Annotated in this window: 23 protein-coding genes and 1 pseudogene; 18 read left to right on the forward strand and 6 right to left on the reverse strand. The window is 76.9% G+C overall.

Going from position 1 to position 24,648, the window contains the following annotated elements:
- The first annotated feature begins 162 nt into the window (after positions 1 to 162).
- From JOD57_RS27065 to JOD57_RS19855, 7 genes are all read left to right on the forward strand, one after another.
- Positions 163 to 3,432: a ribonuclease E/G gene (locus tag JOD57_RS27065; RefSeq protein ID WP_204693586.1), complete on the forward strand. Its 3,270-nt coding sequence runs from the start codon at positions 163 to 165 to the stop codon at positions 3,430 to 3,432.
- A gap of 190 nt (positions 3,433 to 3,622) precedes the next feature.
- On the forward strand, positions 3,623 to 3,934 hold the full coding sequence (gene rplU, locus JOD57_RS19830) for a 50S ribosomal protein L21 (protein WP_204693587.1): 312 nt from the start codon (positions 3,623 to 3,625) through the stop codon (positions 3,932 to 3,934).
- Positions 3,935 to 3,941: 7 nt separating this feature from the next.
- Positions 3,942 to 4,199, forward strand: a complete 258-nt coding sequence (gene rpmA, locus JOD57_RS19835) for a 50S ribosomal protein L27 (RefSeq protein ID WP_204693588.1) — start codon at positions 3,942 to 3,944, stop codon at positions 4,197 to 4,199.
- Positions 4,200 to 4,347: 148 nt separating this feature from the next.
- A complete protein-coding gene (gene obgE, locus JOD57_RS19840) occupies positions 4,348 to 5,853 on the forward strand; it encodes a GTPase ObgE (RefSeq protein WP_204693589.1) in 1,506 nt (501 codons plus the stop codon).
- On the forward strand, positions 5,850 to 6,971 hold the full coding sequence (proB, locus tag JOD57_RS19845; RefSeq protein ID WP_204693590.1) for a glutamate 5-kinase: 1,122 nt from the start codon (positions 5,850 to 5,852) through the stop codon (positions 6,969 to 6,971). Before obgE ends, proB begins: the two co-directional genes overlap by 4 nt.
- 12 nt (positions 6,972 to 6,983) lie before the next feature.
- Positions 6,984 to 7,466: a peptide deformylase gene (gene def / locus JOD57_RS19850; RefSeq protein WP_204693591.1), complete on the forward strand. Its 483-nt coding sequence runs from the start codon at positions 6,984 to 6,986 to the stop codon at positions 7,464 to 7,466.
- Positions 7,467 to 7,488: 22 nt separating this feature from the next.
- On the forward strand, positions 7,489 to 8,271 hold the full coding sequence (locus JOD57_RS19855; protein ID WP_204693592.1) for an isocitrate lyase/PEP mutase family protein: 783 nt from the start codon (positions 7,489 to 7,491) through the stop codon (positions 8,269 to 8,271).
- Here JOD57_RS19855 and JOD57_RS19860 read toward each other — a convergent pair.
- Positions 8,264 to 8,923, reverse strand: coding sequence for a maleylpyruvate isomerase family mycothiol-dependent enzyme (locus JOD57_RS19860; protein WP_204693593.1), 660 nt, complete (start codon positions 8,921 to 8,923; stop codon positions 8,264 to 8,266). The two genes, JOD57_RS19855 and JOD57_RS19860, sit on opposite strands and share 8 nt — an antisense overlap.
- Before the next feature lie 73 nt (positions 8,924 to 8,996).
- Here JOD57_RS19860 and JOD57_RS19865 point away from each other — a divergent pair, with 73 nt between their 5' ends.
- Complete coding sequence (locus tag JOD57_RS19865; protein ID WP_307824806.1) at positions 8,997 to 9,443, forward strand: MarR family winged helix-turn-helix transcriptional regulator; 447 nt, start codon at positions 8,997 to 8,999, stop codon at positions 9,441 to 9,443.
- On the opposite strand, the gene JOD57_RS19870 is transcribed toward JOD57_RS19865, so the two are convergent.
- From JOD57_RS19870 to JOD57_RS19885, 4 genes are read right to left on the reverse strand one after another with little or no spacing between them, the layout of a single operon-like run.
- Positions 9,434 to 9,853 carry a Fur family transcriptional regulator gene (locus tag JOD57_RS19870; RefSeq protein ID WP_204693594.1) on the reverse strand — a complete coding sequence of 140 codons (420 nt, stop codon included), beginning with the start codon at positions 9,851 to 9,853 and terminating at the stop codon, positions 9,434 to 9,436. The two genes, JOD57_RS19865 and JOD57_RS19870, sit on opposite strands and share 10 nt — an antisense overlap.
- On the reverse strand, positions 9,850 to 10,875 hold the full coding sequence (locus JOD57_RS19875) for an iron chelate uptake ABC transporter family permease subunit (protein WP_204693595.1): 1,026 nt from the start codon (positions 10,873 to 10,875) through the stop codon (positions 9,850 to 9,852). Before JOD57_RS19875 ends, JOD57_RS19870 begins: the two co-directional genes overlap by 4 nt.
- A 1-nt stretch (position 10,876) precedes the next feature.
- Positions 10,877 to 11,710 (reverse strand): metal ABC transporter ATP-binding protein, encoded by an 834-nt coding sequence (locus JOD57_RS19880; protein WP_204693596.1) that lies wholly within the window; start codon positions 11,708 to 11,710, stop codon positions 10,877 to 10,879.
- Positions 11,707 to 12,651 carry a metal ABC transporter substrate-binding protein gene (locus JOD57_RS19885; RefSeq protein ID WP_239568672.1) on the reverse strand — a complete coding sequence of 315 codons (945 nt, stop codon included), beginning with the start codon at positions 12,649 to 12,651 and terminating at the stop codon, positions 11,707 to 11,709. Before JOD57_RS19885 ends, JOD57_RS19880 begins: the two co-directional genes overlap by 4 nt.
- 65 nt (positions 12,652 to 12,716) lie before the next feature.
- Here JOD57_RS19885 and JOD57_RS19890 point away from each other — a divergent pair, with 65 nt between their 5' ends.
- The 10 genes and pseudogenes from JOD57_RS19890 to holA all read left to right on the forward strand — a co-directional run bounded on the left by JOD57_RS19890 (position 12,717) and on the right by holA (position 24,280).
- Positions 12,717 to 13,970, forward strand: a complete 1,254-nt coding sequence (locus tag JOD57_RS19890) for a glutamate-5-semialdehyde dehydrogenase (RefSeq protein ID WP_204693598.1) — start codon at positions 12,717 to 12,719, stop codon at positions 13,968 to 13,970.
- 24 nt (positions 13,971 to 13,994) lie between these two features.
- Positions 13,995 to 14,882 (forward strand): AAA family ATPase, encoded by an 888-nt coding sequence (locus JOD57_RS19895; RefSeq protein ID WP_204693599.1) that lies wholly within the window; start codon positions 13,995 to 13,997, stop codon positions 14,880 to 14,882.
- Positions 14,882 to 16,324: a vWA domain-containing protein gene (locus JOD57_RS19900; protein ID WP_204693600.1), complete on the forward strand. Its 1,443-nt coding sequence runs from the start codon at positions 14,882 to 14,884 to the stop codon at positions 16,322 to 16,324. Before JOD57_RS19895 ends, JOD57_RS19900 begins: the two co-directional genes overlap by 1 nt.
- Positions 16,325 to 16,573: 249 nt before the next feature.
- Complete coding sequence (gene nadD, locus JOD57_RS19905) at positions 16,574 to 17,290, forward strand: nicotinate-nucleotide adenylyltransferase (protein ID WP_307824807.1); 717 nt, start codon at positions 16,574 to 16,576, stop codon at positions 17,288 to 17,290.
- On the forward strand, positions 17,287 to 17,907 hold the full coding sequence (gene rsfS / locus JOD57_RS25715) for a ribosome silencing factor (protein WP_239568674.1): 621 nt from the start codon (positions 17,287 to 17,289) through the stop codon (positions 17,905 to 17,907). The genes nadD and rsfS overlap by 4 nt, the downstream gene beginning before the upstream one ends.
- Entirely contained in the window at positions 17,904 to 18,665 is a 762-nt protein-coding gene (locus JOD57_RS19915) for a histidine phosphatase family protein (protein ID WP_204693601.1), read from the forward strand. The genes rsfS and JOD57_RS19915 overlap by 4 nt, the downstream gene beginning before the upstream one ends.
- A gap of 68 nt (positions 18,666 to 18,733) precedes the next feature.
- Positions 18,734 to 19,693 (forward strand): DegV family protein, encoded by a 960-nt coding sequence (locus JOD57_RS19920; protein ID WP_204693602.1) that lies wholly within the window; start codon positions 18,734 to 18,736, stop codon positions 19,691 to 19,693.
- Between the two features lie 138 nt (positions 19,694 to 19,831).
- Positions 19,832 to 20,794: a ComEA family DNA-binding protein gene (locus JOD57_RS19925; protein WP_204693603.1), complete on the forward strand. Its 963-nt coding sequence runs from the start codon at positions 19,832 to 19,834 to the stop codon at positions 20,792 to 20,794.
- Between the two features lie 695 nt (positions 20,795 to 21,489).
- Positions 21,490 to 22,920 (forward strand): annotated as a pseudogene (locus JOD57_RS25720) (ComEC/Rec2 family competence protein); the annotation flags it as partial.
- A gap of 355 nt (positions 22,921 to 23,275) precedes the next feature.
- Positions 23,276 to 24,280 (forward strand): DNA polymerase III subunit delta, encoded by a 1,005-nt coding sequence (holA, locus tag JOD57_RS25725; protein WP_307824808.1) that lies wholly within the window; start codon positions 23,276 to 23,278, stop codon positions 24,278 to 24,280.
- Between the two features lie 87 nt (positions 24,281 to 24,367).
- Here holA and rpsT read toward each other — a convergent pair whose 3' ends face one another.
- Positions 24,368 to 24,628 carry a 30S ribosomal protein S20 gene (gene rpsT, locus JOD57_RS19935; RefSeq protein WP_204693604.1) on the reverse strand — a complete coding sequence of 87 codons (261 nt, stop codon included), beginning with the start codon at positions 24,626 to 24,628 and terminating at the stop codon, positions 24,368 to 24,370.
- Positions 24,629 to 24,648 lie beyond the last annotated feature (20 nt).

Consider the following 24,648-nt stretch of genomic DNA (forward strand, 5'->3'; position numbering starts at 1 on the left):
CCCCGGCCGCGGCGACCGTCGCGCGGGACCGACACCAGACTTCGCAGGCCGGGCTCACCGCCGCACCCCGTGCGGTCGCCCGGCCCGCCCAACCCGTGCTCCTGCGCGGCCGCCTGTCCACCCGACCGGCGCCCGGGAGCACCACACAGGAGGCGAGCCCTCGTGGCCGACCAGGACAGCGACACCACCGCGGACCAGACCGCGGCGGACCCGACCGCGACCGCCGGGACCCCGGTCCCCGACCCCGCGGGGGAGAGCCCCGCCGGGGAGACCCCGGCCGAGGAGACCCCGGCGCCGGTGGCCGACCCCGATCCGGCCGAGCCGGACGCGGACGGGCCCGGCGACGGCGCGCCGGCCGAGCCGGAGACCGATGCGGCCGGGACGGACGCGGCCGAGACGGACGAGGAGCCCTCGTTCTTCGGCGCCCAGTTCAGCTCCCCGGAGCCGACCGCCGTCATCGCCCGCCCCCGCCGGCGGGCCACCCGGCCGGCCGGCGCCGCCGACCCCGGCACCTACACGCCGCCCCCGCCGGTGGCCCCCGCGATCCCGGCGTTCGTCAGCTTCGTGGCGCCGCTGGAGACCGAGGTGCCGCCGGCGACCCGCAGGCGCAGCCGCCGTCCGCTGCCGGAGTCCCCGGACGTGGAGGACGCCGCCCCCGACGAGGAGCCGGAGGAGACCCCGGCGCCGCGCTCGCGCCGCGGCCGGTCGCGCCGTCGCGGCGGGGACGCCGACACCGCGCCTCCGGCCGCCGACGCCGACGCCGATGCCGAGGACACCCCGCCGGTCGCCGACGTGGACGCCGAGGACACCGACGTCGACACCGACACCGACACCGGTGAGGACGCCGACCGCGACGACGCCGGTGACGACGGCGGCACGGGCAGCCGCCGCCGCCGCCGGGGACGCCGGGGCCGCGGACGTGGCCGCAATGGCGAGGACGCCGAGACCGAGGACGCGGAAACCGAGGACGACGCCGACGGACGCGCCGACGAGGACGCCTCCGACGACGACACCGACGACGAGGACACCGACGCCGACGAGGCGGCCGAGGGCGACGACGCCGAGACCGGCTCGAGCACCCGCCGGCGCCGCCGTCGCCGCCGTCGCGGCGGGGAGGCCGCCGGGGAGACCGCCACCGACGACGACGACCGCCCCGAGCGGGCCGGCCGCACCGGCCGCACCACCAGCGACGACGACGTCCGCGGCGTCGCCGGCTCCACCCGGCTGGAGGCCAAGCGCCAGCGCCGCCGCGAGGGCCGCGACACCGGCCGCCGCCGCGCGCCGATCCTGACCGAGGCGGAGTTCCTCGCCCGCCGGGAGGCCGTCGAGCGGCGCATGGTCATCCGCCAGCGCGGCGAGCGCACCCAGATCGCCGTCCTCGAGGACGGCGTGCTGGTCGAGCACTACGTCACCCAGGCGCAGGCGACGTCCTTCGCCGGCAACGTCTACCTCGGCCGCGTGCAGAACGTGCTGCCCAGCATGGAGGCGGCGTTCGTCGACATCGGCAAGGGCCGCAACGCCGTCCTCTACGCCGGCGAGGTCAACTGGGACGCCGCCGGCCTGTCCGGCAAGCAGCGCTCGATCGAGCAGGCGCTCAAGTCCGGCGACAAGGTGCTCGTCCAGGTCACCAAGGACCCGATCGGCCACAAGGGCGCCCGGCTGACCCAGCAGGTCAACCTGCCCGGCCGGTTCCTCGTCTACGTGCCCGGCGGCTCGATGACCGGCATCAGCCGCAAGCTGCCCGACACCGAGCGGCAGCGGCTCAAGGACGTCCTCAAGAGGATCGTCCCCGAGGACGCCGGCGTCATCATCCGGACCGCCGCGGAGGGGGCCTCGGAGGAGGAGCTCACCCGCGACGTCGCCCGGCTGCAGGCGCAGTGGGAGGTCATCAAGCAGAAGTCGGAGTCCTCGAGCAACGCGCCGACGCTGCTCTACGGCGAGCCCGACCTGGCCATCCGGGTCATCCGCGACGTCTTCAACGAGGACTTCACCGAGCTGGTCGTCCAGGGCGACGACGCCTGGGACACCGTCGAGGCCTACGTCGCGCACGTCTCCCCGGAGCTGTCCGGGCGGCTGGTGCGCCACGTCGGCGAGGGCGACGTCTTCCGCGACCTGCGCATCGACGAGCAGCTGGCCAAGGCGCTCGACCGCAAGGTGTGGCTGCCCTCGGGTGGCTCGCTGGTCATCGACCGCACCGAGGCGATGACCGTCGTCGACGTCAACACCGGCAAGTTCACCGGGTCCGGCGGCAACCTCGAGCAGACCGTCACCCGCAACAACATGGAGGCCGCCGAGGAGATCGTCCGCCAGCTCCGGCTGCGCGACATCGGCGGCATCATCGTCATCGACTTCATCGACATGGTGCTCGAGAGCAACCGCGACCTCGTGCTGCGGCGGCTCACCGAGTGCCTGGGCCGCGACCGCACCAAGCACCAGGTCGCCGAGGTGACGTCGCTGGGCCTGGTGCAGATGACCCGCAAGCGGGTCGGGCAGGGCCTGCTCGAGGTCTTCTCCGAGCCGTGCGAGCACTGCCGCGGCCGCGGCGTCGTCGTGAGCACCGAGCCCGTGGACGACCGCCGCCGCGGCGGCAACGGCTCCGGCGGCTCCGGCGGCTCCGGCGGTGGCGCCGCGTCCGGCGGCAACGGCGGCCGGCGCGACCAGGGCCGCAAGGACGAGCGCAGGGACGCCGACCGCAAGGACGCCGTGGTCGAGGTGACCGCGCCGTCCGGCGGGGACGCCGCGGCCGAGGGCGGCGCCGACGCGACCGAGGGCGAGGGGCAGCGCTCGGGCGGCCGCCGCCGCGGGCGCCGCAACCGCGGCCAGGCCGGTGAGGAGCGCGCCGCCGAGGACGCGGCGGTGCTGGCCGCCGCCTCGAGCGAGGCCGACACCGTCGACGCCGACACCGGAGTCGACCCGGGAGGGACCGCCGCCGACACCACGGCCGCCGACGCCACCGCCGACGCCGCTCCGGACGCCGCCGAGGCCGAGGCCGTGGCCGAGGTGACGATCCAGTTCGGCGCCGAGGTGCCGGGCGCGGAGGTCGCCGGGCCGGCGGCCACGGAGCCGCAGGCCGCCGAGCGGGGGACCACCGAGCCGGGGACCACCGAGCCGGGGACCACGGAGGCGGCAGCCACCGGGCCCGAGCCGGTCATCGCGGAGCCCACCGCGTCCCAGCTCGCGGCCGACCCGGTCGTGCCCCAGCCCGCCGCGGCCGAGGCCGAGCCGGCCCCCGAGCCGGTGCCCGGCGCCGACCGCGACGACGAGGACGACGAGGACGAGCGGATCCCCGCGTCGGCCGGTCCCGACGACCCGGCCCCGTCGGCCGACCCGCAGGCGCCCGGCGTCCCCTCCGGCGACGGCGCCGGACCGGCCGGCGGGCGTCCGCGCCGCCGTCGCGCGGCCAGCCGCCCGGCCGGCCCGCCGGCGTCCTGACCCTCCCGGCGGCCGGGGCCAGGTTCGACCCGGTCCCGGCCGCTCGGGTACGCTGGTCGGGTTGCACCGCCCCGGCTCGGGCCCTGCCCGGGACCGGAGAGGCGGTACGGCCCGTCCAGCACCCGGTGCCCGCGCCGGGGTGCGCCCAGGACGCAGCGCGGGACAGACAGCAGCGATCGAGGAGTCAGTGGTGTACGCAGTCGTCAAGGCCGGTGGCCGGCAGCACAAGGTGGCCGTGGGCGACCGGTTCACGGTCAACCGTCTCGCCGGTGAGGCGGGCGACACCGTCACCCTCCCGGCCCTGCTCCTGGTCGACGGCGAGACCGTGACCAGCGACGTGCAGGCGCTCGCGGGCGTGACCGTGACCGGCGAGATCGTCGGCCACGCCAAGGGCCCGAAGATCCGCATCCACAAGTTCAAGAACAAGACGGGCTACCACAAGCGGCAGGGGCACCGTCAGCCGCTGACCGACGTGGTCGTCCGCGACATCACGAAGGGCTGACGACGACATGGCACACAAGAAGGGCGCCTCGTCCTCCCGCAACGGCCGCGACTCGAACGCCCAGCGCCTCGGCGTCAAGCGCTTCGGCGGCCAGGTCGTCAAGGCCGGCGAGATCATCGTCCGCCAGCGCGGCACCCACTTCCACCCCGGCCTGGGCGTCGGCCGCGGCGGCGACGACACGCTGTTCGCCCTCGAGCCCGGTGCGGTCACCTTCGGCACCCGGCGCGGCCGCAAGACCGTCTCGATCACCACGGTCGGGGCCTGAGCAAGGACCCCTCGCCCCTGCCGCTCGCACGCTCGCGGCGGGACCCTGCAAGGGGCCGTTCCAGCACGTCACCACGCCACGAGCGCACGGGCCGGCCGGCCCGTGCGCTCGTGGCGTTGAGCAGGCAGTGAGCAGGTAGAGGCAGCAGATGGCCGCGTTCGTCGACCGCGTCGTCGTGCACGTCGCCGCCGGCAACGGCGGTCACGGCGTGTCGTCGGTGCACCGTGAGAAGTACAAGCCCCTCGGCGGTCCCGACGGCGGCAACGGCGGGGACGGCGGGGACGTCGTCCTCGAGGTGGACCCCAACGTCCACACCCTGCTGGACTTCCACCACCACCCCCACCAGAAGGCCGGCAACGGCCGCCCGGGCGCCGGCAGCAACCGGCACGGCGGCCGCGGCGAGGAGCGCGTGCTGCGCGTGCCCGAGGGCACGGTGGTGAGCACCCCGGACGGCCGGGTCATCGCCGACCTCGTCGGCGCCGGCACCCGGGTGGTGCTGGCCGCCGGCGGCAAGGGCGGCCTGGGCAACGCCGCACTGGCCAACCCCCGCCGCAAGGCGCCCGGCTTCGCGCTGCTCGGCGAGCCCGGCGAGGCCTTCGACGCGGTGTTCGAGCTCAAGAGCGTCGCCGACGTCGGCCTGGTCGGCTTCCCCTCGGCGGGCAAGTCCTCGCTGATCGCCGCCATGTCCGCGGCGCGGCCGAAGATCGCCGACTACCCGTTCACCACGCTGGTGCCCAACCTCGGCGTCATCCGGTCCGGCGACGTCGTCTACACGATGGCCGACGTGCCCGGGCTGATCCCCGGCGCCTCGACCGGCAAGGGCCTGGGGCTGCAGTTCCTCCGCCACGTCGAGCGCTGCGCGGTGCTGGTGCACGTCGTCGACATGGCCACCGTCGAGCCCGGCCGCGACCCCGAGACCGACATCGAGGCCCTCGAGCACGAGCTGGCCCTGTACTCCGAGGCCGCCGCCGGCGGCGACGAGCTCGACCTGGTCGGCCGCCTGCGCATCGCCGTCCTCAACAAGATCGACGTGCCGGACGGCCGGGAGCTGGTCGACCTGGTGCGGCCGTCGCTGGAGGCCCGCGGGCTGCGGGTGTTCCCGGTCAGCGCCGCGACGGGGGAGGGGCTGGCCGAGCTCGGCTACGCGCTGGCCGCCGTCGTCGAGGAGCACCGCGCCGCCCTGCCGGCGCCGGAGGCCGCCCGCGTCACCCTGACGCCGCGCGCGGTCGACGACTCCGGCTTCACCGTCACCCGCGACCCGGACGACGACGCGGCGTTCGTCGTCCGCGGGGTCAAGCCCGAGCGCTGGGTCCGGCAGACCGACTTCACCAACGACGAGGCCGTCGGCTACCTCGCCGACCGGCTCAACCGGCTGGGCGTGGAGGAGGAGCTCGTGCGGCTGGGCGCGCAGGAGGGCGACATGGTCGTCATCGGCGACGTCGGCTTCGACTTCGTGCCCAGCCTGCCCGCCGGCAGCCCGATCGCGGAGGAGACCGCGGGCCTCGGCGGCCGCGGCACCGACAGCCGCATCGACGCCCCTCACCGCGTGCGGGCCGCCGAGCGGCTGGCGGCCAAGAAGGCCCGCCGCACGCCCTACGAGCTCACCGAGACGTGGGGGGACGAGGACCTCCCGGACGACGGGGACGGCGCGTGAGTGCCCGTCCCGAGCTGTCCGGGGCCGCCCGCGTGGTGGTCAAGGTCGGCTCCTCGTCACTGACCACGCTGCCCGGCGGGCTGGACCCGGCGCGGCTGACCGCCCTGGTCGACATCCTGGCCGCGGTGCGCGCCTCGGGCCGCGAGGTGCTGCTGGTGTCCTCCGGCGCGATCGCCGCGGGGCTGGCGCCGCTCGGCGTCGAGGGCCGCCCGCGCGATCTCGCCACCGCGCAGGCCGCGGCCAGCGTCGGCCAGCTGCGGCTGGTGCAGACCTACGCCGACGCCTTCGACCGCCACGGCGTCACCGTCGGGCAGGTGCTGCTGACCGCCGACGACCTCACCCGGCGCAGCCACTACCGCAACGCCCGGCAGACCCTCGAGCGGCTGCTCACCCTGGGGGCGCTGCCGATCGTCAACGAGAACGACACGGTGGCCACCGAGGAGATCCGCTTCGGCGACAACGACCGGCTCGCCGCGCTGGTCGCCCACGTCTGCGCCGCCGACGCGCTGGTGCTGCTCTCCGACGTCGACGGCGTCTACGACGGCGACCCGCGCACCGGCCCCGCCCGGCTGCTCGACCGGGTCACCGGGCCCGCGGACCTCGGCGCGGTCACCCTCGGCACCGCCCGCCGCAACGGCGTGGGCACCGGCGGGATGGCCACCAAGGTCGAGGCGGCGCTCATCGCCTCCGGCGCGGGCGTCCCCGTCGTCGTCACCTCCACCCCGCAGGCCGCCGCCGCGCTGGCCGGGGAGTCCGTCGGCACCCTCTTCGAGCCGCACGGCCGCCGCCCCTCGGGCCGGCAGTTCTGGCTGCGCTACGCCAGCCGGCCGCGCGGCCGGCTGCTGCTCGACGAGGGCGCCGTGCGGGCCGTCCGGGAACGGTCGGCCTCGCTGCTGGCCGCCGGCATCACCGGCGTCGACGGCGACTTCCTCGCCGACGACCCGGTGGAGCTGGTCGGCCCGGACGGCGCCGTCGTCGCCCGCGGCCTGGTGGCCTACGACGCCCGCGAGATGCCCGGCCTGCTCGGCCGGCGCACGCCCGACCTGGACCCGGAGTACCGGCGCGAGGTCGTGCACCGCGACGAGATGGTGCTGGTCGGGCGCCGGTCGGCCGGCTGAGAGACTGCCCGCGTGACGATCCGCCCCATCCGCGAGCTCGGTGACCCCGTGCTCCGCACGCCCGCCGACGAGGTGCGGGCCTTCGACAGGGAACTGGCCGCCCTGGTCCGCGACCTGCTGGAGACCGTCGACCACCCCGGCCGCGCCGGGCTGGCCGCGCCGCAGATCGGCGTCAGCGCCCGGGTCTTCAGCTACAACGTCGACGGCGAGATCGGCCACCTGGTCAACCCGCGGGTCGTCGAGCTGTCCGAGGAGACGCAGGACGGCGACGAGGGCTGCCTGTCCATCCCGGGCATCTGGGCGCCGACGGTCCGCGCGATGTCGGCCGTCGTCGAGGGGTTCGACGTCCACGGCGAGCCGCTGCGGCTGTCGGGCACCGGGCTGATGGCCCGCTGCCTGCAGCACGAGGTCGACCACCTCGACGGCAGGGTCTTCCTCGACCGGCTGGCCGGCGAGGCCCGCAAGGCCGCCCTCCGCGCGCTGCGCGACCGCTGAGGAGCGCCGTAGCGTCGTCCGCGTGACCGACCTCGCCACCCGCGCCCGCACCCTCCTCGACCTGCACACCGCCCCGGAGATCCTGGTCCTGGCCAACGTGTGGGACGTCGTCTCCGCCCAGGTGGTCGCCGCCACCGACGGCGTCCGCGCCCTCGCCACCGCCAGCCACGGCATCGCCTCGACCTTCGGCTACGAGGACGGCGAGAACATCCCGCTCGACCTGCACCTGGACATGGTCGGCCGGATCGCCGCCGCCGTGGACCTGCCGGTGAGCATGGACATGGAGGCCGGCTACGGCGACGCCGGCGAGACCACTCGCCGGGCCATCGAGAAGGGCGTCGTCGGCGGCAACCTCGAGGACCAGATGAAGCCGCTGGACGACGCCGTCGCCGCCGTCGAGGCGGTGCTGCGCGCCGGTCGGGACGCCGGCATCGACTTCGTGCTCAACGCCCGCACCGACGCCTTCCTGCGCGCCGGGACCGACGCCGACCGCTCGGAGGTGGTCGCGGAGGCGATCCGCCGCGGCCGCGCCTACCTGGAGGCCGGCGCACCGGTCGTGTTCGTGCCCGGCCTGGTGGTCCGCGAGGAGATCGAGACGGTCGTCGAGGCGCTCGGGCGCAACAAGCTGACGCTGATCAGCGTCCCCGGCGCCTCGCTGCCCGCCCGCGAGCTGCAGGAGCTCGGCGTCGCCCGCGTCTCCACGGGCCCGTTCACGCAGCGGGTCGCGCTGACCGCCCTGCAGGACGCCGTCGTCGAGGTGGTCGGCGGCGGCACCCTCCCGGCCGGCACCCGCGCGCTCAACTGACCGCTCGCGGGCGGCGGTCGCCCGGCCGCCGCCCGGAGCGCAGCAGCTCCGCGCCCTCGCCGGAGAGCCGGCCGACCGTGGCGGTGCGGCCGGTCAGCAGCAGCAGCAGGTCGCCGGTCGTCCCCTCGACCGGCGCGCCGGTGCCGGCCCTCCAGCCGGAGTCGGTGGCGGTGAGCGCGAACCCCGCCAGCCGCCGCCGTGCCCGGAACGGGAAGCTCATCTCCCACACCCGGGTGGCGGCGGCGGCCGCGGCGGCGGGCGGCACCGCACGCTCGCGGCCCAGCGGGACGGCGACGTCCTGGCCGTGCACGAGCACGTCGATCAGCGGCTCGAGCGGGCTGACGAAGGGTGCCGTGCGCCGGGAGCCGACCATGGCGCGGATCCGGTGGCCGTACTCGACGTCGGGCAGGGGGCCGACGCGCAGGGCGGTGTCGCGGATCATCCGGTTGAAGCTCCCGCGCGCCCGGACGGTGGAGACCAGGGCCGCCGCTGGGCCCATCTGCGCGAGCGTCAGGTGGGCGGCGACGTCGCGGACCCGCCAGGCGTCGCACGACGACGGCGCCTCCCACTCGTCCGGCGCGAGGTCGTCGAGCAGGTCGGCCAGGCTTGCCCGCTCGGTGTCGATCGTCCGCCACACCTCGTCGAGGTCCACGGCGGCCTCCTCAGATTCAGTACGATGGTCTGACCATTCCGTCAGATGATCTGACCATCCGTCAAGGGGAACCGTGACGACCGACCCGGAGGACCACCAGAACCTCGGCGTCCTGTGCTTCTACCCGCACCGGGCCATGGAGGCCCGCATCCTGACTGCCCTGGCCGCGGCGGGGTTCGACGACCTCACGCCGGCCCAGGGCCGCATCGCCGCGCGGATCGGCCGTGACGGCACCCGGCTCACCGACCTCGCCGAGCAGGCGCTGGTGACCAAGCAGACGACGGGGCACCTGGTCGACCAGCTCGAGCGGAGCGGCTACGTCCGGCGCGTGGTCGACCCGACCGACGCCCGGGCCCGGCTGGTGCGGATGGCCGAGCGCGGGCTGGCCGCCGTCGCCGTGGCACGGCGGGTCGAGGCTGAGGTGGAGGCCGAGTGGACCGCCCACCTCGGCGAGGAGGCCACCGCGCAGCTGCGCGCGGCGCTCACCCGGCTGCGCGAGGTCACCGACCCCTACCGCTGAGCGGCCCCCGCCGCGCAACCGCTGCAGGTCCCGAACACCTCGAGCTGGTGCTGGACGTCGGCGAAGCCGTGCTCGGCGGCCACCCGGGCGGCCCAGCGCTCCACCGGCGGGTCGGCCACCTCCACCGTGCGCCCGCAGGAGCGGCACACCAGGTGGTGGTGGTGCACCGGCGAGCAGCGGCGGTAGGCCGCCTCGCCGACCTCGCTGCGCAGCACGTCGACCAGGCCGTCGTCGACCAGCGCCTGCAGCGCCCGGTAGACGGTGGCCAGGCCGACGGCGTCTCCGCGCTCGCGCAGCAGCGCGTGCAGGTCCTGCGCCGTGCGGAAGCCGTCGAGCTCGTCGAGCAGCGCCAGCACCGCCGTCCGCTGCCGTGTCTGCCGGCGGGCGGGGACCTCGGCCGGGCTGCTCACGAGCGCTCCGTCCGCGCCGGGACCGGTCGGCCGCCGTGCTCGCTGTGCTCGTCGTAGTGCACGCCCGTGCCGGTGGCGTGCGGCGCGTGCAGGTGGCCGTCGTGGTCGTAGTCGACGTGGTCGCCGTGCGGCACCGCCCGGTGCCCGCAGCCCTCGCCGTGCTCGTGCGGGTGGGCGGCGTGCACCTCCACCCGGCGGCCGTGCCGCCGTCGCGCGGTCGCCTCGCGCACCGCCACCGCCGTGGTGACGAGCAGGAACAGCGCGATGGCCAGCAGCACGATCGTCCCGCCCGACGGCGTCCCCGTGTAGTACGACGCCGCGGTGCCCGAGACGCTCACCACCACGCCGATCGCACAGGCCAGGTACAGCGTCTGGCGGAAGCTGCGGCCGACCAGCTGGGCGACGGCGCTGGGCAGGATCATCAGCGCGCTGATCAGCAGCAGGCCCACCACCCGCATGGACAGCACGACGGTGGCGGCGACGAGGGCGGCGAGCACCACGTTGAGCGGCAGCACCGGCAGGCCGACCGCGCGGGCGTACTCCTCGTCGTCGCTGACGGCGTAGAGCCGTGAGCCGAGCAGCCACACGACGCCCACGACGACGACGGTGATGACGGCGAAGGCGGTGACGTCACCGGCCGTCGTCGTGGTGATCGCGCCGAAGAGGTAGGCGTCGAGGTTGGTCGCCTGCCCGCGCGGGGCCAGCGACAGCAGCACCACGCCGCCGGCGATGCCGCCGTAGAAGAGCACCGCCAGGGCGACGTCGCCGCTGGTGCGGCCCCGGGCGCGGACCAGCTCGATGAGCACCGCGCCGAGCACGGCGGCCACCAGCGCCGTCCCCACGGGGGCGGTGGAGGTGAGGATGCCGATCGCGACGCCGGTCAGCGCCACGTGCCCGAGCCCGTCGCCGAGCAGCGACAGCCGGCGCTGCACGAGGAAGACGCCGACGGCGGGCGCGGCCAGGCCGACCATGAGCGAGGCGAGCAGCGCCCGCTGCATGAAGCCGTACTGCAGCAGTTCCACCTCAGCGGCTCCCGTTCCGCACGCGGACGGCGTCGGGTGCCGGGCGCGGCTGGTCGAGGCGGTACCCGGGGACGGCCGGGCCGTCGTCCTCGCCGGGGTGGTGGTGCCCGCCGGTGCCGGCGAGGGTCTCGGCGGCGGCCAGCGGCCCGTCGTAGGTGAGCCGGCCGGAGTCGACCACCACCGCGCGGGAGAGCACCGCGGCCAGCGGCCCCGTCTCGTGCGTCACGACCACCAGTGTCGTTCCTCGTGCCGACACCCGTGCCAGCACGCCGGCCAGCGCCTCCTGGCTGCCGGCGTCGACCCCGGCGGTCGGCTCGTCCATGACCAGCAGCTCGGGCTCGGCGGCCAGTGCGCGGGCCACGAGCACGCGGCGCTGCTGCCCGCCGGACAGCGCCGCCACGGGGTCCTCCAGGCGGTCGGCCAGCCCGACGGCGTCGACGGCGTCGGCCACGGCGGCCCGGTCGCGCGGGCCGGGCCGGCCGAACAGGCCGAGCCGGGGCAGCCGGCCGACGCCGACGACCTCGCGCACGGTGGCCGGCATGGCGCCGCTGACGGTGTGCCGCTGCGGTACGTAGCCCACCCGGCCCCGCTCGCGCAGCCGGCCGACCGGGGCGCCGAGCACCTCGACGGTGCCGCCGAGGACGGCGGCCAGGCCGAGCAGGCCGCGGGAGAGCGTCGTCTTGCCCGAGCCGTTGGCACCGAGGACGGCCAGCGCCTCGCCGCGCCGCACGGTCAGGTGCGCGTCGCGCACGATCGCCACGTCGCCGTAGCCGATGGTCGCGCCGTCGAGCCGGAGGGCGGTGTCGGCGGTGCCGCTGGGGTGGCCGTCGGTCACGTGCAGGACTGGCCCGCGCGCAGGGTGGCCAGGTCGGCGCGCATGACCTCGAGGTAGTCGACACCGGCCGACTCGTCGGTCAGGCCCTCCAGCGGGTCGAGCACGGCGGTCTGCACGCCGGCCTCCCCGGCCACGGTCTCGGCGACGGCGGGGTCGACGAGGGTCTCGGTGTAGACGGTGGTCACCCCCTGCTCGCGGACCAGCGCGGAGATCTCCGCCAGCTGGGCGGCGCTGGGCTCCGACGACGGGCTCAGGCCGGTGATGCCGACCACCTCGAGACCGTAGCGGTCGGCGAGGTACCCGAAGGCGTCGTGGGCGGTGACCATCGTGCGGACGGCGCAGTCGGCCAGGCCCTGCTGCACCTCGGCGTCGAGCGCCTCGAGGTCGGCCCGCAGCGCGGCGGCGTTCTCCTCGTAGGTGGCCGCGCCGTCGGGGTCGACCTCGGCGAGCCGGTCGGCCAGGGCGTCGCCGACGTCGGCCAGCCGGGTCGGGTCGAGCCAGAAGTGCGGGTCGACCGCCTCCTCGCCCGCGTGCTCGGCGTGCTCCTCCTCGGTCTCGCCCTCGTGCCCGTGCGGCTCGGCGGTCAGCGACAGGTCCGCGGCCTGCCCGGCGTCCCAGGCGGCGTCGCCGGCCTCGGCGGCGGCGTCGTCGAGCGCCGGCTGGAAGCCCTCGAGGTACACGAGCAGGTCGGTCCCGGCCACGGTGGCCACGTCCTGCGGCGTGAGCTCCAGGTCGTGCGGCTCGGCGCCGGGCGGGGTCAGGGAGGTGACGTCGACGCGGTCGCCGCCGACGCGCTCGGCTGCCCACTGCAGCGGGTAGAACGCCGCGACGACGCCCACCCCGTCCGCGGCCGCCGCGTCGTCACCCGAGGACCCGCAGCCGGCGAGCAGGAGGGCGGATGCGGCGGTGAGGGCGACGGTCCGCCGGGCGCTCGTGGTCATGAGAACCATTCTCACACGATGGCCGCGGGGCCCCGGCGGGAGGGTCGGCGCGTATCCTCCGGGGCGTGTCCGAGGTCACCGAGCTGCCGCTGATCGGGGCCGCCGCCGCGCGTGCCCGCGCCGCCGCCCGCGTGCTGCGCACCCTCCCGACCGACGTGAAGGACGGCGCGCTCGCCGCCATGGCCGACGCGCTGGTCGAGCGCACCGACGAGGTGCTGGCCGCCAACGCGCTCGACGTCGACGCGGCGGCGGCCGACGGGACGCCGGCGTCGGTGCTCGACCGGCTGCGCCTCGACGCCGGCCGGGTGGCCGCGGTGGCCGGCGCGCTGCGCGAGCTGGTGGCCCTGCCCGACCCCGTGGGCGACGTCGTCCGCGGCTCCCGGCTGCCCAACGGGCTCGAGCTGCGGCAGGTCCGCGTGCCCTTCGGCGTGGTCGGCATCGTCTACGAGGCCCGTCCCAACGTGACCGTCGACGCCGCGGGCCTGTGCCTCAAGAGCGGCAACGCGGCGCTGCTGCGCGGCTCGGCCTCGGCGTACCGCACCAACGCCGCGCTGGTCGCCGTCCTCACCGAGGCGGCGGAGAAGGCCGGGCTGCCGGCCGGGTCGGTCGAGCTGCTGCCCGCCGACCGCGCCTCCGTCGGGGAGCTGCTGAGCGCCCGCGGGCTGGTCGACGTGGTCATCCCGCGCGGCGGCGCCTCGCTCATCCAGCGCGTCGTCCGCGAGGCCACCGTGCCGGTGATCGAGACCGGCGTCGGCAACTGCCACGTCTACGTGGACGCCTCGGCCGACGCCGCGATGGCCGAGGCGGTCGTGCTGAACTCCAAGACGCACCGGGTCAGCGTGTGCAACGCCGCGGAGACGCTGCTGGTGCACCGCGACGTGCCGTTCCTGCCGCGGCTGCTGGCCGCGCTCGTCGACGCCGGCGTGACGCTGCACGGCGACGAGGCGGCGCGGGCCGCGCACGACGCCGTCGTCCCGGCCACCGACGAGGACTGGGCCACCGAGTACCTGTCGATGGACATGGCCGTGCGGGTCGTCGACGACCTGCCGGCCGCCCTCGACCACATCGAGCGGTGGGGGAGCGGGCACTCCGAGGCCATCGTCGCCGACTCCACCCGCGCGGTCGCCGCGTTCACCGCCGGGGTCGACGCCGCCGCCGTCCTGGTCAACGCCTCGACGCGGTTCACCGACGGTGGCGAGTTCGGCTTCGGCGCCGAGATCGGCATCTCCACGCAGAAGCTGCACGCCCGCGGCCCGCTGGGCCTGCCGGAGCTGACCTCCACCACCTACGTCGTCACCGGCAGCGGCCACACCCGCTGACCCGGCCCGCCGCCAAGGAGCCGCATGCCCCGCCCCCCGTCGCAGTCGCCCCAGTTCTCCTCGGTCGCCGACGTCGGCAAGCGGCTGGCCACGGCCGGCTACCTGCCCGACACCCAGATCGCGACGACGGTCTTCCTGGCCGACCGGCTCGGCAAGCCGCTGCTGGTCGAGGGGCCGGCGGGGACCGGCAAGACGGAGCTGGCCAAGGCACTGGCCGCCGCGACCGGGTCGGAGCTGATCCGGCTGCAGTGCTACGAGGGCCTCGACGAGTCGCGGGCGCTCTACGAGTGGAACTACAAGAAGCAGCTGCTGCGCATCCAGGCCGCGCAGGGCACCGACGACGCCGACTGGCACACCGTGCACGACGACGTCTTCGGCGAGGAGTTCCTGCTCTCCCGGCCGCTGCTCACCGCCATCCGGCGCACCGAGCCGACCGTGCTGCTCATCGACGAGACCGACAAGGCCGACGTCGAGGTGGAGGGCCTGCTGCTGGAGGTGCTCAGCGACTTCCAGGTCACCATCCCCGAGCTCGGCACGGTGACCGCGACCCGCCGGCCGACCGTCGTCCTCACCTCCAACGCCACCCGCGAGCTGTCCGAGGCGCTCAAGCGGCGCTGCCTGTACCTGGCGCTGGACTACCCCTCGGCCGAGCGGGAGCGCGAGATCGTGCTGTCGCGGGTGCCCGACCTGGCGCCGGGGCTGGCCGAGCAGCTGGTGCGCACCATCCGCGCGCTGCGGGCGATGGAGCTGAAGAAGTCGCCGTCGATCTCCGAGACGCTCGACTGGGCGCAGACCCTGCTCGAGCTGGGCCTGGACACCCTCGACGAGGCCGCGGTGCGCTCGACGCTCGGCGTGGTGCTCAAGCACGCCAGCGACCAGGACCGCGCCGCCGCCGAGCTGCGGCTCAACTGATGGCGTCGCCGGTCGGCGCCCCGGGCGGGCTCGCGGGCCACCTCGACGGGTTCGTCCGGGCGGTCCGGGAGGCCGGCATCCCGGTGGGGATCAGCCAGGCCGTGGACGCCGCGGAGATCCTGACCGTGGTCGACCTGCTCGAGCGCGAGCAGCTGCGGCACGGGCTGGCGGCGGTGCTGCTGCAGCGGGCGTCGCAGCGGCCGGCCTACGACGTGCTGTTCGACCTGTGGTGGCCGCTGGCCGACCGCCCGGCGGCCGGCTCCTCCGACGCCGACGCCGACGGCGAGCCCGGGGACGCCGACGCCTCGACGCTGGACCTGCCCGACGGGCACGGGCGCGGGGACGAGCGCGACCTCGCCGAGCGGATGCGCGCCGAGCTCGCCCGGCTGCTCGTGGACGGCGACGACGAGGCGCTGCGCCGCTTCGCCCGGCAGGCCGTCGACCAGCTGGGCCGCGCGCCGGCCTCCCCGTCGGGGCAGTCCTACTTCGGCTACCGGGTGATGCGGGCGCTGTCGCCGGACACGCTGGTCGCCCAGCTGCTGGCCGGCCTGCTCGGCGACGGCGGGCGCGGCGGGCTGGCCGAGCAGGTGGCGCGGCAGACGGTGCGCGAGCGGCTGGCCGCCTTCCGGGCCGCGGTCGACGCCGAGGTGCGACGGCGGGCGGCGGCCGAGCGCGGGCGCGACCGGGTGGCCAGGAGCGCGGTGCGGCCGCTGGCCGACCAGGTCGACTTCCTGCGCGCGCAGCAGGCCGACCTGGCCGAGCTGCGGCGCACGGTGGCGCCGCTGGCCCGGCGGCTGGCGGCGCGGCTGTCGGCGCGGCGGCGGATGGGCCGCGTCGGCCGGCTGGACTTCCGCCGGACCGTGCGGGCCTCGCTCGGCACCGGCGGGGTGCCGGTGGTGACCCACCACCGGCCGCGCAAGGTGCACAAGCCGGAGCTGGTGGTGCTCTGCGACGTCAGCGGCTCGGTGGCCGGGTTCAGCCACTTCACCCTGATGCTCACCCAGGCGCTGCGCGAGCACTTCTCCGGCGTCCGGGCCTTCGCCTTCGTCGACGCCACCGACGAGGTGACCCGCTTCTTCCGGCCCGGCGCCGACGTCTCCGACGCGATCGCCCGCATCGGCCGCGAGGCCGACGTCGTGGCCTTCGACGGGCACAGCGACTACGGCAACGCCCTCGAGGTCTTCGCCGACCGCTGGCCCGCTGCGGTCGGGCCGAGGACGTCGCTGCTGGTGCTCGGCGACGGGCGGACCAACTACCGCCAGCCGGGGCTGCCCGTGCTCACCGACCTGGTCAAGCGGGCCCGCTCGGCGCACTGGCTCAACCCCGAGCCGCGGCGGCTGTGGGGGAGCGGTGACTCGGCGGCCGACCGGTACGGCGAGGTCATCGACATGGTCGAGTGCCGCAACGCCGCCCAACTGGCCGACTTTGTCACCACGCTCTGAGCCCCGGCCCCATCGGGCCGGGTGGCGCCGGATCCGGCCGTCCCCGCGGACGGGAGCCGGATCGCCGCGACCGGCGGCACGGAGGTGCCGGTCCCGGCCGGCTGGCGGTCCCGGCGGCCGGGTGCGGGTGACCGCGCCCGGCCGCCGCCCCGGTCCCGCAGCGCCGGTCGTGCTCCGGTCCGCCCGGACGGGGTCCGCCCGGACGGGACCGTGCGGACCGGGCCCTCCCCGCACGGTTAGGCTCGATCGGTGGCTGGCAGCCGGATCGGTGTGATGGGTGGGACGTTCGACCCCGTCCACCACGGGCACCTCGTGGCGGCCAGCGAGGTCGCGGGGCTCTTCGGCCTCGACGAGGTCGTGTTCGTGCCCACCGGTCAGCCCTGGCAGAAGACCGAGCGCGCGGTCAGCCCCGCCGAGGACCGCTACCTCATGACCGTCATCGCCACCGCCTCCAACCCGCGGTTCTCCGTCAGCCGGGTCGACGTCGACCGCGAGGGCCCGACGTACACCATCGACACCCTGACCGAGCTGCACGCCCAGCGCCCCGACGCCGAGCTGTTCTTCATCACCGGCGCCGACGCGCTCGCCCAGATCCTGAGCTGGCGCGACAGCGACCGGTTCCTCGCGCTGGCCCACTTCGTCGGGGTCACCCGGCCCGGTTTCACGCTGGCCGACGGGCACCTGCCCGAGGGGTCGGTGAGCCTGGTCGAGATCCCTGCGCTGGCGATCAGCTCCACCGACTGCCGCGACCGCGTGGCCCGGGGGATGCCGGTCTGGTACCTCGTCCCCGACGGCGTGGTGCAGTACATCGAGAAGCGGGGGCTCTACCGGTCGACGCCGGGCGCCCGCCGCACGGCCGCACCCCGCCGGGACCGGCCCACCTCCGACCACCCGCCGGAGCCCGGCCCGGCCGACGCCGGCCCCGCCGACCCACCGACCCCCCACCTCCAGGAGGTGCCCCGATGACCGCCTCCGCCGAGGCGCGGGAGACCGCGCTGCTCGCCGCCCAGGCCGCCGCCGACAAGCTCGCCACCAACGTCTCGATCGTCGACGTCAGCGAGCGGCTGGCCATCACCGACGCGTTCGTGCTGGCCGCCGCCCCCAACGAGCGCCAGGTGCAGGCGATCGTCGACGAGGTCGAGGAGCGGCTGCGCGGTCACGGGGTCAAGCCGGTGCGGCGCGAGGGCGTCGCCGAGGCCCGCTGGGTGCTGCTGGACTTCGTCGACGTGGTCGTCCACGTGCAGCACGCCGAGGAGCGCGCCTACTACGCCCTCGAGCGGCTCTGGAAGGACTGCCCCACCATCCCGTTCGTCGACAGCGCCGCTCCTCCCGCCGCGGCACCCCCGGCCGCGGACGGCGGCACGCTGTCGGCCGACGACGTCGACCCCGGCAGCGCCGACCCCGTGCCGCTGCGCCCGGACCCCGACGAGACGCCTGGCGAGGCGTCCGGCGGGGCGTCCGGCGGGCCGTCCGGCGCGGCCACCGGTGAGCTCGTCACCGAGGACGAGCTCGCCGACGACGACGTGCTGGAGGGCGATCCGCTGCAGGACGGCTCCGGCGGACAGGAGGCGACCGGCCGGTGACGGCTGCGGTCCCGCCCGACCTGCCGGTGCCCCGCCTGGTCGTCTGGCGCCACGGGCGCACCGAGTGGAACGCCACCGGTCGCTTCCAGGGCCAGCTCGACCCGCCGCTGGACGCGGAGGGGCACGCGCAGGCCGCCCGCACCGCACCGCACCTGGTGGCCGGCGGGCTCGACCCGGACACCACGGTCGTCGTCTCCAGCGACCTGGTCCGCGCCGCCGAGACCGCGGCCGTGCTCACCGCGCTGCTCGGGGTGCCGCTGCGCCTGGACGAGCGGCTGCGCGAGCACCACCTGGGCGCCTGGGAGGGGCTGACCCGTGACGAGGTCTCCGCCCGCCATCCCGAGCAGTACGCGGCCTGGCTCGCCGGCCGGCCGGTCGAGGGTCGGGGCGGGGAGGACGCACCCGCCGTCGCCGCACGGGCCCTGGCGGCGCTCTCGGACCTCCCACCGGCCGAGGTCGCGGTCGTGGTCACCCACGGCGGGACCGGCGGCCGCCTGATGGAGGCGCTGCTCGAGCTGGGCCCGCAGCACCGCCGGGTGTTCGGGCCGCTGGCCAACTGCGGGTGGAGCGAGCTGGTCCGGCAGGGGACCCGGTGGCGGCTGATGCGGCACAACTGCGCCGTCGCCGCCCTCCCCGCCGGCGCGAACCAGGGCGTCGAGGGCCCGGTGCCGCGCTCGGTCCCGGCGCCGGTCGACGCGGGGGCCACGCCGGAGGAGGGGTCACCGGCGCCGACCGAGGACGCCGACGTGGCGCTCTGAGACCAGGTCCGCAGCCCGCACCGTCCACCGTGGCCGTCGGGCGAGGAGGCGCGGGCTAGCCTCCCCTGGTGTCCGTCGCCGTGGTCACCGACTCCACGGCCTACCTCCCACCCGAGGTGGTGACGCGCTTCGGCATCGAGGTCGTGCCCTGCTACGTCGTCCTCGCCGGGCACTCCGGCCGGGAGGGCGAGGACGTCTCCCCGGAGGACGTCGCCCGGGCGCTGAGCACCCGCGGCCAGAAGGTCTCGACCTCGCGCCCGACCCCCGGCGACTTCGTGGCCGCCTACCGCCGCCGGCTGGCCGAGGGCGCCGACCGGGTCGTCTCCATCCACCTGTCCGCGGAGCTGTCGGGCACCTGGGACGCCGCCCGCCTGGCCGCTGCGCAGGTCGGCGAGCACGTGGTCACCGTCGTCGACTCCCGCTCCACGGCCATGGGCACCGGCTTCGCCGTGCTGGCGGCCGCCCGCGCCGCGGCCGACGGAGCCGGTGCTGCCGAGGTGGCCGCGGTCGCGAACGACACCGCGGCCCGGACCCGCACCTTCTTCGTCGTCGACACCCTCGAGCACCTCCGCCGGGGCGGGCGGATCGGCTCGGCCGCCTCCCTGCTGGGCACCGCGCTCGCGGTCAAGCCGGTGCTGCACGTGGCCGACGGCCGGGTCGTCCCCCTCGAGCGGGTCCGCACGTCGGCGCGGGCGCTGTCCCGGCTGGTGCAGCGCGCGGTCGAGGCCGCCGGCGGTCCCGGCGCCTCCGTGGCGGTGCACCACCTCGCGGCCGCCCAGCGCGCGGAGCGCCTGGCCGCCGACCTGCAGCAGACCGTCCCCGGCATCCGCGAGCTCTACGTCAGCGAGCTCGGCGCGGTCATCGGTGCGCACGTGGGCCCCGGCGCCGTGGGCGTCGTCGTCGCCCCCGCGCCGGCACGGCCGCCCGCCGCGGGAGCCGGGCCGGACGAGGACGCGCAGCCGGGCGGGGACGCGCAGCCGGGCGGGGACGCGCAGCCGGGCGGGGACGCGCAGCCGGGCGAGGACTGACCGGAGGACGCAGGACACGCCAGGCACCCTGCGCCCCGTGCTGTCCGAAACGGCCGCGACCGTCCACAGGGCCCGCCGCCGTCCACAGCTCCTCACGTGGCGGCTCCCGGCGGGCCGGGGCTGCCTAGCGTCCGCCACGTGCGCCTGACCTCCCGCCGCGACGACGACGCCGACGTCATCCGGGCCCGCCTGCGGGTCCTGCTCGACGAGGGCCGCCGGTCCGCCGGCTGGCTGCCCACCGACGACGAGCCCGAGGAGCTGCCCAGGACGGGCGTCGCGCTCCTCCGCCGCCCGGTCGCCGGGATCCCGGACCGGGTCGACGACCCGGGCGACGACCGCCACGACCACGGCGACGTCGACGTCGACGAGCCGCGCGACGAGGACCCGCGCGACCGGCTCCCGCACGGCCTGGGTCGCCACCGGGCACCGGAGCGGACGGTGCGGGTCGACCCGGGGCGCCGGGGGAGCTGGGCGCTGTGGGCGGCCGGCCTGGTCACCGCGCTGGCCGTCGCCGGCTGGACCTGGCTCGACCGGCCGACCGTGCAGCCGGCGCCGCCGCCCGCGGACACCGCGGCCGAGGCCACGACCGGCGGCGCAGCCACGACGGACGGTGCGGTGCCCACGGACGGCGCACCCGCGGCGTCCCCGGCGGTGGGTGAGGTGTCCGGGGCCCGGGCCGGCGTGGTGGTCTCGGTGGTCGGGCTGGTGGTGACCCCCGGCCTGGTGACCCTGCCCGAGGGCGCCCGCGTGGCCGACGCCGTGGCCGCGGCCGGCGGCCTGCTCCCGGAGGCCGACCCCGCGTCGGTCAACCTCGCCGCGGTCGTCACCGACGGACAGCAGGTCGCCGTCGGGGTGCCGGGTGCGGTGGCCGCACCGGTGTCCGGGACGAGTGGAGGAGGCGCCCCGGGCGGGCCGGTCGACCTCAACGCGGCGACCGTCGCCGACCTCGACGCCCTGCCCGGCATCGGCCCGGTGCTCGCCCAGCGGATCGTCGACCACCGCACGGAGCACGGCCGGTTCACCAGCGTCGAGCAGCTCGACGACGTCCCCGGCATCGGGCCGGCCATCTACGCCGAGCTCGCCGACCTGGTCCGGGTGTGAGCGCTCCTCCGGAGGGCCGGTGGACGTGGCTGGACCTGCGCCTGGTGCCGGTCGCCGCCACCGTCTGGCTGGTCACCTTGGCCGGCGGGGTGCTCCCGCCACCGGCGCTGGCCGGTCTCGCGGGCGCGGCCGTGCTGGTCGCCGTCCTCGCCGCCGCAGCGCAGCGGCGGCACCCGTACCGGCGCCGGCACCGGGGCGCGGCGCTCGTGCTGCTCGCGGTGCTGGCCGCGCTCGCCACCACCGCGACCGTGACCGCCGTCCGGGGCGCCGCCCGTGCGGTCTCCCCGCTGGCCGAGGTCGGGGCCGGCCGCACCGTCGAGGTCGTCCTGGAGGTCGACGGCGACCCGCGGCGCCTCCGCGGGACAGGACCACCGCGCGTCGTGCTGGACGCCACCGTCACCGGCTTCGTCGACGGGGCGCGCGCCGTCGACCTGACCGCCGGAGCGGTGGTCTTCGCGGCGGCCGAGGACTGGGACGCCGTCGTGCCCGGGCAGACGGTCCGGACGCGGGCCGCCGTCTCCGGGGTCCCGGCGAGCGAGGGCGTCGTCGCCCGCCTGTCGGCGCGCGGCCCGCCGGAGCTGCTCGGGTCACCGCCGTGGGCGCACCGCGCGGCCGACGGTCTGCGCGACGGTCTGGCCGACTCGGCCGCGCGCGTCGTCGGCGGCCCGCCCGGCGGGCTCCTGCCCGGGCTCGTGGTGGGGGACACCCGGGCCATGGACCCCGTCCTCGAGGAGGACTTCCGCCGCGCCGGCCTGGCGCACCTCACGGCCGTCTCGGGCGCCAACGTGGCGATCGTCCTCACCGGGGTGCTGGCCCCGCTGCGGCGCCGGGCGGTCGACCGCCGGGTGCAGGCCGTCGTCGCGGTGGCCGCGCTGGCCGGGTTCGTGGTGCTCGCCCGGCCGGAGCCGAGCGTGGTGCGGGCGGCGGCGATGGGGGCGGTGACGCTGCTGGCCCTGGCGTCGGGCCGCACACGCGCGGCGGTGCCGGCGCTGTGCGCGTCGGTGGTCGTCCTGCTGCTGCTGGACCCGGGCCTCGCCCGGGACGCCGGCTTCGCCCTGTCGGTCGTCGCGACGGCGGCCATCGTGCTGCTCGCGCCCGGCTGGTCGGCCCGCCTGCAGGCGCGGCGCTGGCCCCGCACACCCGCCGACGCGGTCGCCGTGGCGGCAGCCGCCGGCCTGGCCACCGCACCGCTGGTCGCCGGCCTCTCGGGTCTGGTCAGCCCGGTGTCGCTGCCGGCCAACCTGCTCGCCGCGCCGGCGGTCGCGCCCGCGACGGTGCTCGGGCTGCTCGGGACCCTCCTCGGTCCGCTCCTGCCGCCGGCCGGGGACGCCCTCGTGTGGCTGGCCGGGTGGCCGGTGCGGTGGCTGGTCGCGGTGGCCCGCTCGGCCGCCGCCCTGCCCGACGGTGCGACCGGCTGGCCCGCCGGCACCCGCGGCGCGCTGCTGCTCACCGCGCTCCTCCTCACCGTCGGGCTGCTGCTGTGGCGGCACCGGCGGCTGCGGGTCCTCGCGCTGGCCGCCCTCGTCGGTCTGCTGGTGATCGGCTGGCCGCTGCGCCAGGTGGCCGACGGGTGGCCACCGGCGCAGGCCGTCCTGGTCGCCTGCGACGTCGGGCAGGGCGACGCGCTGGTGGTGCCCACCGGCCCGGGGGAGGCGGTGCTGGTCGACGCCGGACCCGAGGTCGGCCCGGTCGACCGCTGCCTCGACCGGCTGGGCGTCGACCGGTTGCCGCTGGTGCTGCTGTCGCACCTGGACGCCGACCACGCCGGCGGGCTGGCCGGCGCGCTCGACGGCAGGGCGGTGGGCGTGGTCGCGACCGGAGCCCTGTCGCCGGCCGACGAGCGGGCACCCCGGCTGGCCGCGGCCGCCGACCGGGCCGGTGCCCGCCGCGAGGTGCTGCGGCCGGGGGACCGGCGGGTCGTCGGGACCGCGCAGCTGGAGGTGCTCGCACCGCCGCCCGAGATCGCCACCGCGGCCGCGGTGGCCAACGACCTGTCGCTGGTCGTGCGGGTGACCCAGCGCGGGGTGCGGGTGCTGCTCACCGGGGACCTGAGCGCGGCGGCCGAGGCGCGGGTCCTCGCCCGCGGCGTCGACCTGCGCGCCGACGTCCTCAAGGTCCCGCACCACGGCAGCGCCGACGCCGACCCCGCCTTCCTGGAGGCCTCCGGAGCCCGGGTGGCGCTGGTCTCGGTCGGCGCGGACAACACCTACGGGCACCCCGCGCCGCGACTGCTGTCGTGGCTGGCCCGGGCGGGCATGCGGGTGCACCGCACCGACCGGGAGGGCGACCTCGCGGTCGTGGGGTCGGCCGGGAACTGGGGCGTCGCCGTCCGCGGCGGTCCGGGCGGCACCGCGGCCGGACCACCGGCGGAGGGAGGTGCACCGCCCACCGGGGGGATCCCGGACGGCATCCGACGGAGCCCCGCCGCGCGCCGCCCGGGAGCGCGGCCGGCCCGTCACCCCGCCGTGACACCATCGGCCCGTGGCAGCGGCACCCCCGGCACCGACCTCCCGGCTGCGGGCCGTCGTGGGCGAGGAGGAGCTGCTGCGCTCCCGCGCGGTGGCCGCCGTGCGGACCGCGGTCCTCCAGCGCCACCCCGACGCCGAGCTGCACGAGCTGCCCGCCCTCGGCCTGCCGGTGGGGCAGCTCGCCGACGTCCTGGCGCCCTCGCTGTTCGGCGAGCACCGGCTCGTCGTCGTCACCGGCGTGCACGAGGCGGCCGGCGCGCTGGTCGACGCGCTGACCAGCTACGTGAAGGACCCCGACCCGGAGCTGACCCTGGTCGTCGTCCACCACGGCGGCAAGCGCAACGAGGCCCTGATCAAGACCCTCACCGCCGCGGGTGCCGCCGTCGACGAGTGCGCCCGGATCTCCTCGCCGGGGGACCGGGCGGCCTTCGTCCGCAACGAGGTGCGCGGGGCCGGCGGGCGGATCACCCCGGAGGCGGTCACCGCCCTCGTCGACGCCGTGGGTGCCGACCTGCGGGCCCTGTCGTCGGCGGCCATCCAGCTGGTCGCGGACTTCGGTGGCGCCATCGACGACGAGGCCGTCGCGCGCTTCCACCGCGGCCAGGCGGACGTCACCGGCTTCACCGTCGCCGAACGGGTCCTCGTGGGCGACGGGAAGGGCTCACTGGAGATGCTGCGCTGGGCGCTGGACCGCGGCGTCGCGCACGTGCTCATCGCCGACGCCATCGCCGACGGCATCCGCACCGCCGCGCGGGTCACCTCGCTCGACACGAACAACACCGGGGACCTGGCCCGCGCGCTGAAGCTGCCGCCGTGGAAGGTGAAGAAGGCCCAGGCGCAGGCCCGCGGCTGGAGCATCGACGGGCTGCAGCAGGCGATCGGTGTCGCCGCCGAGCTCAACGCCGACGTCAAGGGCGTGGCGGCCAGTGCCGACTACGCGCTGGAGCGGGCGGTGCGGCGCATCGTCGCCATCCGTGCGGTCACCGGCCGCGCCGCCCGCACCCGCGCCGGTCGCTGAGCCGCCCCGCCGGTCGCGGGACCGCCCCGGAACGCAGCGAGCCCCGTCCCTCGCGGGGACGGGGCTCGCCGGGTGCTGAGGTGCAGCTCAGAGGCTGGTCAGCTGCTTGGCCATGCCCGACTTGCGGTTGGCGGCCTGGTTCTTGTGGATGATGCCCTTGCTCGCGGCCTTGTCGAGCGCCTTGGTGGCGTGCGCCAGGGCCGTCGTCGCGGCCGCGGTGTCGCCGGAGGCGGCGGCCTCGCGGAAGCGGCGGACGGCCGTCTTCAGGGCGGACTTGACGGCGACGTTGCGCTGGCGCGCCTTCTCGTTCGTCTTGTTCCGCTTGATCTGGGACTTGATGTTCGCCACGCGTGAGCCTCGGTGTCTCG

Source organism: Geodermatophilus bullaregiensis, from assembly GCF_016907675.1.
GTDB lineage: Bacteria > Actinomycetota > Actinomycetes > Mycobacteriales > Geodermatophilaceae > Geodermatophilus > Geodermatophilus bullaregiensis.

Excerpts from the sequence above, each read along its gene's own strand:
- rpmA (WP_204693588.1), top strand. The coding sequence starts at position 3,942 with ATGGCACACAAGAAGGGCGCCTCGTCCTCCCGCAACGGCCGCGACTCG.
- obgE (WP_204693589.1), top strand. The coding sequence starts at position 4,348 with ATGGCCGCGTTCGTCGACCGCGTCGTCGTGCACGTCGCCGCCGGCAAC.
- JOD57_RS19885 (WP_239568672.1), bottom strand. The coding sequence starts at position 12,651 with ATGACCACGAGCGCCCGGCGGACCGTCGCCCTCACCGCCGCATCCGCC.
- JOD57_RS19895 (WP_204693599.1), top strand. The coding sequence starts at position 13,995 with ATGCCCCGCCCCCCGTCGCAGTCGCCCCAGTTCTCCTCGGTCGCCGAC.
- JOD57_RS19900 (WP_204693600.1), top strand. The coding sequence starts at position 14,882 with ATGGCGTCGCCGGTCGGCGCCCCGGGCGGGCTCGCGGGCCACCTCGAC.
- rsfS (WP_239568674.1), top strand. The coding sequence starts at position 17,287 with ATGACCGCCTCCGCCGAGGCGCGGGAGACCGCGCTGCTCGCCGCCCAG.